The organism is Virgibacillus sp. M23 (assembly GCF_034190895.1).
GTDB classification, from domain to species: Bacteria; Bacillota; Bacilli; order Bacillales; family Amphibacillaceae; genus Virgibacillus; species Virgibacillus salarius.
On record NZ_JAWDHA010000032.1, the window covers coordinates 1 to 11,554 of the forward strand.

Here is an 11,554-nt window from a genome sequence, read left to right on the forward strand (position 1 = left end):
GAAAGGGAAGTGGGCAGCCGGAGTGGTGGTCAAGCAGTAGCTATTATTCCATAATAGCTACTAGAGGAAGCGTAAATCTGAGCATGTAGTGATAAGGACTGAGCGAATTTTGCTCCGTTTTTCTTATATACGAATGGGAATACTAAACAAAAATAATCATATGTTGAGGTGTTAACAATCCGTAACTTCATTTTTTTTCTTATAGTACTTGTTGTAATGGTATTTTTAACGGGCTGTACGGAAGATGAAAGCGATTTTGCAGATCAAAAAAATCAACAACCTGAAAAGGAAAAAGAGAACGTAACTACCTCAAGTGATCAGCGTAGAGTACTAGCAACTAACCTACAAGAGCCATGGGAGATCGAGGTTGTAGATGATCGTATTTATATTAGTGAACGAACAGGTCATATTGTTACAGTAAAGGAAGGAAAGGTACAGCGCAAGCGAGTGGAGTTTGCTGCAGATTTATCTCAGCAATCGGAGGCTGGCTTATTAGGGCTGGCATTTCCAGAAGATTTTTCATCAACACAAACAGCATTTGCTTACTATTCCTACGAAAAAAGTGGAGCTTATTTTCAAAGAGTGGTTAAAATAGAGGAAAAAGAAAGTAACTGGATAGAGACAGAGCGTATGATCGATGAAATACCGGGTGGTGAATATCACCAAGGTGGAAGGTTAGAAATAGGACCAGATAATCGGCTATATATTACAACTGGAGATGCGACGAATCCAGAATTGGCACAAAGTAAAAATAGTTTAGCAGGAAAAATATTACGGATGGAATTAAATGGGACTGTCCCAGAAGATAATCCTTTTGGTAATTCGTATGTGTATTCTTATGGTCATCGTAATCCTCAAGGACTTGCTTGGGATGTGGAGGGGCAATTATACGCTACGGAACATGGCTCCGATGCACACGATGAAATTAATCATATAAAAGCTGGTAACAACTATGGCTGGCCAATTATTCAGGGAGATGAAGCGCAAGATGGGATGGAGCAGCCAATTGTACACTCGAACGAACAGACGTGGGCACCTTCTGGAATGGCTAATTTACATGGAAACTTCTATTTTGCATCATTAAGAGGAGAGGCACTTCGTCAATTTAACCCAATGACTGGAAGTGAAGTGGAGGTTATTTCAGATATCGGAAGAATACGTGATGTGTTTGCAGATCAACATGGGTTATATGTAATTACCAATAATACTGATGGGAGAGGGAGCCCATCACAGGAGGATGACAAGTTGATTTATATAACAATTCCAGAAAATCAGCTTCATCAATAATGGTTTTTGTTTACAATTAGAACCTCTTTGTTTCATCCTGTAGTTTTACAACTGAAATGAATAGGTCATAATGAACATCATAGGAATACAGCCTAGTATATCGTCGGCGCATTAGGAGGACAATATAGAATATATAATAGCTTTTTAAGTACAATCGGTAAATTATCGAAGACATTAGATAGAAAGAAGTGCTTTACTCATGAAAAAGGTATTAAGAAGAATACGTTTCTTATTTACATTTCCTCGTTCTGTCCCGTTTATAAAAGACTTTTTCATTGCTGAGGATATTGCAACAGCAAAGAAATTATTATTTGCAGGCTTTATCATCGGTTATTTTCTTCTACCATTCGATTTAATTCCAGATTTTTTATTAGGATTTGGCTTACTGGATGATGTGACAGTAGCAATTTTCTTACTTCAATGGATGGTGAAAATGGCACCTCAATCGTTAAAGGAGAAATATTCATTTTAATAGCGTTGGAGGGCAAAAGTGTTTAAAAATTGAACGCCTTGACAATGGTGCGTAACTGAAGAGCGGGGGTTGATTTAAATAAAGACGGGCTGGTAAATATGTCTCAGCCCGATGGAGTATCTCAAAAAATAAAATGATATTGTTGGGTTGTCTAATGCTTGTTACGCTCTTTCTCATTCGGAATATACTTCGTAAAATAAGCTGCAAATAAAAGGAATATAAAGGACAATCCCCAAGAAACAATTCCGTTCCATTGGAAGTTAGTTCTTAGCCCAACAACTAATATAATAGCACTCAATCCAATAAAAAATACTGTTAAGTATCGTTTCACGAAAAACACCCCGATTGCTAAGGTCAATAGTTCAATAGTATGGTATGCATCTATTATAATATGTGTTTCGTAAAATTTATATCATAATGTTTTTTCTTGGTTAGAACGAATTGTTCTAACCAAGAAAAATGGATAGAAAATTGCTGAAAACACTTTTCTATTGTCCTGCTACATCTCGTTTCGTGAAAAATAACCAAGATAAAAGGATGAATACTACATAATAAATAATTAACATTGTGATGGAAAATCCTAATGTCATGCCTTCAATCCATGGTGTTCTACCATCTGCATATTGACTTAAATCTGTATTTGCAAATAAGATATATTTTGCCCATTCCTTATCTTGGAAAAAGCCTACAATCGAATTCCCAGCCATCATGAGGAAAATGGCAGTACCAATTGCTAACGCACTATTACGGAATACGGTAGATATCATAAATGCGAAAGTTGTCATCATTACAAGGTTGACCATACTGTATCCATATTCTGAGAAAATAGTTGGTATTAATGAAATAGTCGTATAACCGCTAGCTTCGTTACTTACTATGGATGGATTCATTCCTTCCACACCAAAGAATACTGCGCCAATAATAAAGGAGAATAGAAAAACAAAAATGGATGTAAATAAGGCAAATAATAAGACAGAAATATATTTAGATAATAATATACCACTACGACTGATTGGTCGTATTAATAATAGTTTAATGGTACCCCAGCGAAATTCATTTGCAACAATTCCAGCTGCAATTATAATTGTCAATAAGCTTACTACGGAAAGTAGCAACATGTTTTCCCTTAGGAACTGCCAAGCACCGTAGGGTGTTGGTTGAATATTATTGTCTAAGTAATAATTGTTCTCCTCGATGATACTTGCGTTTAAGCTACCTACAAATTCGTCCTCTTCTCCTTCTTTCTGCAATTCTTTATTTTCCTGCTGTAGTACTTCCTGCCAATCATCACCTTGATATTGTTCACCTAATTCGCCAAAGCTATTTGTCATAACTGCCAAACCAATAATGATGACGCCTAATATAATGTACATAGCCCATGTTGATTTACGAATATATATTTTTAGTTGTTCATTATAAATAAGTTTTAACATTCTACTCAATGGTATTCTCTCCAATCAGTTCAAAGAATTGATCTTCTAGCGTCCCTTTTGTTACGCTAACTTGATAAATAGAACAATCATTTTCAACAAACGTTTTTATGATTGCAGGTATTTTTTCTTTCTCGCCTTGGAAGGAAAGGCCGTTGTCCATTACAATTGTTTCTATATCATAATGTTCCTTAAGCAAGTTCTTGGCTTTTTCCAGTGGCGTTACTTCCACTTGGATTTTGGTAAGATTATCTACGGATGCTTGTTCACCAACATCTTGAATGGATATTAATTCACCATTTTTTATAACCCCAATCCGATCACACATTTGCTCAATTTCAGATAGTAAGTGACTAGAGATAATAATTGCAACATCTTCTTCTTTTGCCAACTTCCTTATGTATTGACGGATTTCACGAATGCCAGCGGGATCTAATCCGTTTGTTGGTTCATCCAAAATTAATACGGAAGGCTTGTGAAGCAGCGCCTGAGCAATACCAAGTCGTTGTCGCATACCTAAGGAATACTTTCCAACCTTGTCATGGATGGGTTTCTCTAATCCTACTAGATTAATTACCTCATTAATTCTATCTTTTGTAACACCAGGAATCATTCTTGCATAATGCATTAAATTCTGCCATCCACTCATAAATGGGTACATTTCAGGATTTTCAACAATCGCTCCAACTTCACGCACCGCTTTTTTATAATTTGTTTTAATACTGTTACCCAAAATATGAATGTCACCATCTGTCAGTTTCATTAAACCGACCATCATACGAATAGTAGTTGTTTTTCCTGCGCCATTTGGGCCAATGAAACCGAAGACCTCTCCTTTATATATAGAAAAGGATAATCCCTTTATAATTTCTTTGTTACCAATTGACCTTTTCACATCGATTAATTCCATTGCTGCTAAAGTCATCTATACTACCTCCAATAAATTGCTAATAACTAGTACGAAATAATAATATTATTTGTTTCAATAAAATAAAAAAATCTCCAAAATGTATGGCATATAGCTTGTACATCTTGGAGACCTCTATTTAAGGGGGGAATATGATTAAGAATGTTCAACCTGGATAACAGTCAATCCATCAGCAACCTATGCTATTTCACTAAATCTGGATTTTCATTTTTTGCTTGCTTTACACGAGGCTTACGATATCCACCAGCGATGTCGGCTTGTTTGAAATCCTTGGAATAATGGACTTCTTGTGCATCAGAAAGTTGCTTGTTTTTCGTTGGTTGATATTGTGTATTTCTCATTTAAAAAATCCTTTCTTAAAAATGGTTACATCATTTATCTACCCTGTGTGTATAAAATAAAACATTCATTTTTAATTAATACCAAGAAGTTCCCACCTTGTTAGAAGAGAATCCGTTTAACTTAATATCCCATCGAAAATTCAATTCTTTTTCAAACTTTCAGAATACAAGTTTGAAGGGTTATAATAGAAATATACATTCCAGAAGGGGGAAGGGATATGCGTGAAGTTGTAATCGTAGAGGGATGTAGGACAGCAGTTGGAAGAAGAAAGGGAGCGTTAAAGAATTATCGTTCCGATGAGCTTGCTGCCATTATTCTTGAGGAACTAGTAAAGCGAGCAGGAGTAAAAAAGGATATAATTGAAGATGTAATTTTAGGATGTGTCACTCAATGTAATGAACAAGCAGGTAATATTGCTAGAACTGCAGCTTTGATTGCTGGATTTCCAGTACATGTACCTGGAGTGACGATTGACCGTCAATGTGGTTCAAGCCAGCAGGCAGTTCATTTCGCAGCGCAAGCTATCGCTTCCGGAGACATGGAAGTAGTTATTGCAGGTGGCGTGGAAAGTATGACAAGGGCACCAATGTTTTCTAATGTTGGAGAAACAAAGCCAAGTAACAAGCTAACGGCTAATTATGAAATTGTTAATCAAGGAGTTTCCGCAGAAAAGATTGCACAGCGTTGGCATATATCGAGAGATATGCTGGATGCATACGCTTTAAGGAGTCATAAACATGCAATCCATGCAGTGGATCAGGGGCGGTTTCAAAAGGAAATTGTACCTATACATAGTGAAGAAAAGGATAGTGTGTTTGATACAGATGAAGGTCCTCGTAGGGATACTACATTAGAAGCATTGGCTAAGTTAAAAGCAGTTTTTATGGAGGAAGGAAGAATTACGGCAGGGAACTCGAGTCAAATGAGTGATGGAGCAAGTGCGGTATTACTCATGTCGAAGGAGAAAGCAGCTATGCTCGGTTTGGAACCTAGAGCAAAAATAATTGCGCGCACTGTGATTGGTTCTGATCCAACACTGATGCTGACTGGACCAATTGCTGCTACAAAGCAGGCATTAAATAAAGCAAGCCTCTCCATTGATGACATAGATCGATATGAAGTAAACGAAGCATTTGCGTCTATACCTATCGCATGGTTACATGATTTAAATGCAGATCAACGTAAATTAAATGTAAATGGAGGGGCTATCGCTTTAGGGCATCCATTAGGTGCAACTGGTACAAAGCTACTCGTTTCCCTCCTTCATGAATTAGAGCGTATTCAAGGGCAGTACGGATTAGTAGCTATTTGTGAGGGTATGGGTATGGCGAATGCTACGATTATTGAGCGACTTTAGAATTAGTTGAAAGATAAAATCTGATTCATTTTCATAAATAATAGAACTTATTCTATAAAATGTAGTTAATATTTGATATGATATTTTTATCGTTGGCTAATGATGTCCAAATTTAGCCTTACGTACTTTTTGCTAGTTAAGGAGATTATAATATGGAATGGAAAAATATTTATCGTGGAATACTGATGGGAGCAAGTGATGTTATCCCTGGTGTGAGCGGTGGAACTATTGCTGTATTATTAGGAATATATGATAGATTAATAGCTGCTATTAATGGATTCCTAAGCAAAGATTGGAAAAAACAATTAGGCTTTTTAGTACCATTAGGTATTGGTGTCGCAACAGCTATACTACTCTTAAGTCATGTCATAGAGTGGCTTTTCGAGCATTATCCTGGTCCGACACAATTCTTTTTTTTAGGCTTAATTATTGGTGTGCTGCCGTATTTATTTCGTAAAGCAGAAGCAAGGTCGACATTTAAAGGTAGGCATATTCTGTTGCTGGTTATAGGGATTATCATTGTTGGATCGATGTTTTTCTTAAATGCAGATGAGGGTGCCATTATAACCCAATTAAATACGACCACGTATATATTGTTATTTATATCTGGTTTTATTGCAAGTAGTGCCATGATCTTACCAGGAATAAGTGGTTCATTTATGTTACTGATACTTGGAGTTTATCCAACTGTCATCGGTGCAATTAGTAACTTTCAGTTAGATATTATAGTAGTCACAGGAATTGGGATTGTGATTGGAATTGTTATTATGAGTAAGATTATCAACTATTTCCTAACACATCATAAGACAGCAACATTTGCCGTAATAATTGGTATGGTTATTGGATCTGTATTTGTGGTGTTTCCTGGATGGCCTGAAACTCCGGCGTTAGTGCTTACTAGTATTGTTTCGTTTGCTGGAGGACTTTTCGTTGCTTATATATTAGGAAGAGTAGAATATTAAAATAGAGCAAACAATAAGACAAAGTTCGTAAAAATCGTTACAATGGACGTAGTAGGAAAGAGAGGGATAGACATGGAACCAATTAAATCAGAAGAAGCATTTAATGAAATTATCCAACATGAAGAGCCGGTAATTATTAAGTTTTTTGCAGACTGGTGCCCAGACTGTAAGCGAATGGATATGTTTATCGGTGATATTTTGGAGGAATTCAATAACTATAAATGGTACGAAATTAATAGTGATGAGGTTAAAGGCATCGCAGAAAAATATGATGTTATGGGAATTCCAAGTATTTTAATTTTCCAAAATGGGGAGAAAAAGGCACACCAGCATAGTGCCTATACAAAGACTCCGGAATCAGTTACGGAATTCCTTCATCAACAACTAGGATAAGAACAAAAGCGTAAGCGCCCGATTAGAAACTAGTGACTGGAGCAAGTTAACGGAGATAAAGGAATCATGATGTGCTTGCGAGCCAATGCTGACTTAGATTAGGGCCATTCGTGAAGTCGCCTCGTTTCTGGGCGTTGGAGCTTGACGTAGCATCAACATTCCCGTATTTATCCACATGGGTAAATTTTATAATTCCTAAATTTCCTAGACTATAAAAAACTGTCGAGAAGCTTTTCTCGGCAGTTTTTTGATCGCTTGTTACCGAACAGTAACAACTTAATGAGAGATGGTACCTATGCAACTGACGTCTTCATAACCTATTATAGGTATAAATGAATAATTGAAGGAAAGAGGTGCTCTATGGATAATCATCTATTTCTTTTTGGTAGCGGTCCACCATTCACTAGTAAAATGGCTAGTCTTTTTATGAAACAAAGTAATGTATTTGCCGGTTCTATATCCGTCCTCTTTATCGAGCGAAAAGGTTGGAGAGCTTATATGCCAACATATACAAATTTATTAGAGAAAGCAGGAGCTAGAAATTTTAATTATTTACCGCTTCCGAGTACCCCAGTAGAGACTGTCATAAATACTGTAAAAGAAAGCTCTGGAATTCTAATTGGCGGAGGAAATACAAACCTTTATGCTGATTACATTGTTGATTCACCCATTTCCGATGTAATTAAACATCGGTATGAGCTTGGTGCCCCTGTAGCGGGATTTTCAGCTGGGGCATTAATTAGTCCTAAATTTTGTATTATTTCGCCAAAAGATAATGTGAAAGGTATTTATCAACAAAGAGCTGGTCTAGGATTACTTTCAAAGCTTGTAATCGCCGTTCACTTCTCACAGTGGCAGGATGAGGAACATTTAAAGCAAGCTGTTCAAGCTCATATAGATTCCGATAATTACGGAATAGACGAACGAGCAGGCATTTACCTGCTTAATGGCAAATTAGAAGCAACGGAAGGCTGTGGTATTTATCAAATACAAAATGGAGATGTAGTAAAAATTCAAGCAAATGATAGGATTTCTTTTACTCATACAAAAACGAGGCTGAGACAAAAGAATGAGAAACAATTAAAAATGAATGATGATTAGTTGAAATTAATTATCGTTCGTTTTTTGATCAGAATCATTCTTTAGCACCTGAAATAAGCGAGACTCCGGCGGGAACAGCACGAGTCCGAAGATCCACGTGGTAACGTGTTTTTCTTTGCCAAGTTAGCTGAGGCCGTTGCCCGTGGAAAGCGCGTATATTTTCACGGTGCGGCGATGCCCCTCCTATTGATAACATGATTATCCGTATTTTGAGTAAAGAAGTTGTGTTTTGTTCCAGCCTCGTTTGAAATTTATCCCGTATATAGCTTGCAGTAAGATCTCCACAGATTGAAGCTTCACTATATATTTTCATGTATTTGTGGTACGTTAGAAGGCAATTCTTATTTTGCGGTTTTTTGAAAAAGCATATAGTCAGTAGCCATATTAACGGCACTTGTTGCCTCTATATATCCCCAAAGGTCGTTGAGCACCGGTTTGGAGGTTGTTTGCAAGATACTTTTAATATCATTTGGGCTTAGATTCGGATTTGCTTCTAACATTTGTGCAATTACACCAGCACAGATAGGAGTAGCCATAGATGTTCCAGATAGTTGTAAATAATAATCATTTACAACTTGCTCAGGTACTTGTTGTTCTATTTTAGAGTTGGGTGCTAATAAGGAGATTATATCCGTACCTGGTGCATAGATATCTGGTTTAATTAGTGAGTCAATGGTTGGTCCTCTGCTAGAATAAGTAGCAATATGATCATCAGAACGTTCTTCTGTATTTTGATCCATTGTTGATCCTACGGTAATAATAAAGGGATTGATAGCAGGCGTAGTGATTGTGGTTTGTTCAGGGCCACTATTACCAGCTGCTGCACAAACGACAATCCCCTGATGCCAAGCTTCTTGTACTGCTACGGCCAATGGATCATCTCGATAAGATTCATATGCCTGTGCTCCTAATGAAAGCGAAATAATGCGAATGTTGTAGTTATGTTTATTAGTTACACACCAATCTATTCCCTCAATGATCGTGGATAATCTACCACTACCATTCTCGTCAAGTACTTTTACACCAATGATCGAAGCCTCGGGAGCGGGGCTGGTATATAACCCTTCTGATTGATGTCCATTCCCAGCAGCGTCTCCAGCACAATGGGTGCCATGTCCATTATCATCGTATGGTTCGTTCTGATTATTTATAAAATCTTTGAAGGCGATCACACGATTGGTGGGTTGTGTTAAATCAGCATGTGGATGTACGCCAGTATCAATTACTGCAATGCTAACTCCTTTTCCAGTTAGTCCGCTCTGTTCTTGGATGTCGATAGAGCCAATCTGTTTACTGGCAACATCAATAAGGCGGTTACGGTACGATTATAAAAACGGCATCGTGATCTTTAATCTGTTTAATCATTTGTGGGGTTAAGTCTCCACAGATTGATCTTCTGCCAATTTCTTTGTCTAATTTACTATGGTTGTCTAGTTGACAACTATGAAATAAATCTTTTTTCTTATTATCATCGGTGTCTCTAGAATAGTATACGATTACTGGTAATTTTTCATTTGTTGTTTCGTAAGGATCTTCTCTGCGTTTTATCCGTAATTGTTCTACTAAACTCGGATCGAGTCTGCGACCAGCCTCTTCAAACCAAACTTTTTTTCTGTTACTCATTTTCTTCCTCCTTGTGATTTTAATTTTTTAAAATCTACAAAATAGAGCTATAAGTAATGAGAACAAACCCGTTGGCATGGTGGATATCTCAATTATTTGGTCATCTTTAAGAAAATAAGTGTCATGTAGCTTGATTTGATAGGATAAGTCCTTGCTAATAGATTAGCATTGGATGATATTGTGAACAATATGCCGAAATTACCAATTTAAACTATTCGGGCAATAAAATATATTCAGAAATAAGAGGCGTGTTTTATGATGAACATAGACGTTGTAAGGTTAACTGTACATGCGCTGTTTGTTTACTAGTATTTTTTCTATAAAAATAGAGGGAGAAAAATAGTTCTGCTCCCTCAAGACGTTTTACTTAATCTGAAAATCAATCTCCTTTTCTTTTCTGAGGTGTAAATATGTGTTCGCTAATATAATTCCATCATTTTTAACCTGTTCTTGGTAAATATTGTTAAAATTGTCGCTTGGAAAGGGGTAAGCTACACTTTTAATTTGCTGTTTATTAAGGAATTGAGCGTTATCCGGTTTATTTATCTGGTTATCCCACTCTATTAAGAAGGGGAGATTGCTTTGCCCTTGTGGAAATAGCATTTTCCATGACAAATTAGTTCCATCAGGTTTTCTTCGATGTCCTGCGACAGGTCCAGTGTATTTCATCGAAGAGGCTTGAAATTGGTCGATAAATTTACCTAAATGATCTGTTCTTAATGCAATTTGAACAGGTAGTTCTTCATTTTGTTGAAGAGTTGTAACGAGTTGCTTAATTAGTGGATTAGACGATTGCTCTGCAACGGGCTTGTCAAAAATCCCAAGCCATTCTACATAACAATCATTTGCAAAATAGGCTAAATAATTATAAGTTCCCCAAAACTCATGTCTTCCTCCTTCCACGATTTTTATACCATGCTGTAAAGCTAATTGATGCGCTGCATGAGCTGGATCCTTACTGGCTATTACAATATGATCTAATGCTAGCATTTGATGACCTCCCTTTAAAACTTCTTTTCATTTCCTTTGTTACTCAGTATAATGGATAAAAATTAAAGATGAAGGGGAAAAGGAGCAATGCAGCAACCAATATTAAAAGAATTCCCACAAGAATTTCACACGAGAAGGCTATTTATTCGCTTACCACTACCAGGAGATGGTACAGCTGTCTATGAAGCAATTCAAGCAAGTAGAAAAGAATTAAAAAAGTGGCTTCCTTTTGCAAAAAGTGAACAGACACTTGAAGAAACAGAAATAAATATAAGAGAATCGCATGTGGATTTTTTAAAGCGGGAGGATTTACGTTTTCTTATTTTCGACCGAGTAAGTGGAGCTTTTATTGGTAGCACAGGTCTACATCGTATCGATTGGGACGTTTCGAAATTTGAAATTGGTTATTGGATTGATTCTAGATGCCAAGGAAAAGGGTATATGACGGAAGCAGTAGCGGGCCTGACTGAATTTGCATTTCAAACATTAGGAGCAAACCGGGTGGAGATCAAATGTGATGAACGAAATGAGCGAAGTAGAGCAATATGCGAGCGTCTAGGCTACACCTTGGAAGGTATTCACAGACAGGATTCTCGAGCTATAGATAGTGATGAGCTCCGTAATACGTGTATATATGCTAGGATAGAATGGTAGGGTATGTATCATTCG

At 36.9% G+C, this 11,554-nt stretch carries 14 protein-coding genes; 7 read left to right on the forward strand and 7 right to left on the reverse strand.

Annotated elements, in window-relative coordinates:
• Positions 1-216: 216 nt before the first annotated feature.
• Positions 217-1,287 carry a PQQ-dependent sugar dehydrogenase gene (locus RVS70_RS12985; RefSeq protein ID WP_051388272.1) on the forward strand — a complete coding sequence of 357 codons (1,071 nt, stop codon included), beginning with the start codon at positions 217-219 and terminating at the stop codon, positions 1,285-1,287.
• A gap of 199 nt (positions 1,288-1,486) precedes the next feature.
• Positions 1,487-1,759 (forward strand): YkvA family protein, encoded by a 273-nt coding sequence (locus RVS70_RS12990; protein WP_026680325.1) that lies wholly within the window; start codon positions 1,487-1,489, stop codon positions 1,757-1,759.
• 151 nt (positions 1,760-1,910) lie between these two features.
• Here the strand turns inward: RVS70_RS12990 and RVS70_RS12995 are convergent, their stop codons facing one another.
• The 4 genes from RVS70_RS12995 to RVS70_RS13010 form a co-directional block, all read right to left on the reverse strand.
• Positions 1,911-2,090, reverse strand: a complete 180-nt coding sequence (locus RVS70_RS12995) for a hypothetical protein (RefSeq protein ID WP_026680326.1) — start codon at positions 2,088-2,090, stop codon at positions 1,911-1,913.
• A 157-nt stretch (positions 2,091-2,247) separates the two neighbouring features.
• Positions 2,248-3,192, reverse strand: a complete 945-nt coding sequence (locus RVS70_RS13000) for an ABC transporter permease (RefSeq protein WP_308036061.1) — start codon at positions 3,190-3,192, stop codon at positions 2,248-2,250.
• A gap of 1 nt (position 3,193) precedes the next feature.
• A complete protein-coding gene (locus tag RVS70_RS13005; RefSeq protein ID WP_026680328.1) occupies positions 3,194-4,114 on the reverse strand; it encodes an ABC transporter ATP-binding protein in 921 nt (306 codons plus the stop codon).
• A 185-nt stretch (positions 4,115-4,299) separates the two neighbouring features.
• Positions 4,300-4,458, reverse strand: coding sequence for a YfhE family protein (locus RVS70_RS13010; protein WP_080668632.1), 159 nt, complete (start codon positions 4,456-4,458; stop codon positions 4,300-4,302).
• A gap of 218 nt (positions 4,459-4,676) precedes the next feature.
• Here RVS70_RS13010 and RVS70_RS13015 point away from each other — a divergent pair, with 218 nt between their 5' ends.
• From RVS70_RS13015 to RVS70_RS13030, 4 genes are all read left to right on the forward strand, one after another.
• Entirely contained in the window at positions 4,677-5,816 is a 1,140-nt protein-coding gene (locus RVS70_RS13015; protein ID WP_205389552.1) for a thiolase family protein, read from the forward strand.
• Positions 5,817-5,968: 152 nt separating this feature from the next.
• Positions 5,969-6,778 carry a DUF368 domain-containing protein gene (locus RVS70_RS13020; protein WP_026680330.1) on the forward strand — a complete coding sequence of 270 codons (810 nt, stop codon included), beginning with the start codon at positions 5,969-5,971 and terminating at the stop codon, positions 6,776-6,778.
• Positions 6,779-6,850: 72 nt separating this feature from the next.
• Positions 6,851-7,171, forward strand: coding sequence for a thioredoxin family protein (locus tag RVS70_RS13025; RefSeq protein ID WP_026680331.1), 321 nt, complete (start codon positions 6,851-6,853; stop codon positions 7,169-7,171).
• A gap of 360 nt (positions 7,172-7,531) precedes the next feature.
• The gene (locus RVS70_RS13030; protein ID WP_121604524.1) at positions 7,532-8,272 is read left to right on the forward strand and encodes a Type 1 glutamine amidotransferase-like domain-containing protein; all 741 of its coding nucleotides are present in this window, start codon (positions 7,532-7,534) and stop codon (positions 8,270-8,272) included.
• A gap of 341 nt (positions 8,273-8,613) precedes the next feature.
• Here the strand turns inward: RVS70_RS13030 and RVS70_RS13035 are convergent, their stop codons facing one another.
• From RVS70_RS13035 to RVS70_RS13045, 3 genes are all read right to left on the reverse strand, one after another.
• Complete coding sequence (locus tag RVS70_RS13035) at positions 8,614-9,579, reverse strand: S8 family peptidase (protein WP_321133619.1); 966 nt, start codon at positions 9,577-9,579, stop codon at positions 8,614-8,616.
• A gap of 7 nt (positions 9,580-9,586) precedes the next feature.
• On the reverse strand, positions 9,587-9,895 hold the full coding sequence (locus tag RVS70_RS13040; protein ID WP_321133598.1) for a hypothetical protein: 309 nt from the start codon (positions 9,893-9,895) through the stop codon (positions 9,587-9,589).
• Between the two features lie 363 nt (positions 9,896-10,258).
• Positions 10,259-10,885, reverse strand: coding sequence for a VOC family protein (locus RVS70_RS13045; protein ID WP_121604526.1), 627 nt, complete (start codon positions 10,883-10,885; stop codon positions 10,259-10,261).
• An 87-nt stretch (positions 10,886-10,972) separates the two neighbouring features.
• Here RVS70_RS13045 and RVS70_RS13050 point away from each other — a divergent pair, with 87 nt between their 5' ends.
• Positions 10,973-11,539, forward strand: a complete 567-nt coding sequence (locus RVS70_RS13050; protein WP_026680333.1) for a GNAT family N-acetyltransferase — start codon at positions 10,973-10,975, stop codon at positions 11,537-11,539.
• Positions 11,540-11,554: the final 15 nt, after the last annotated feature.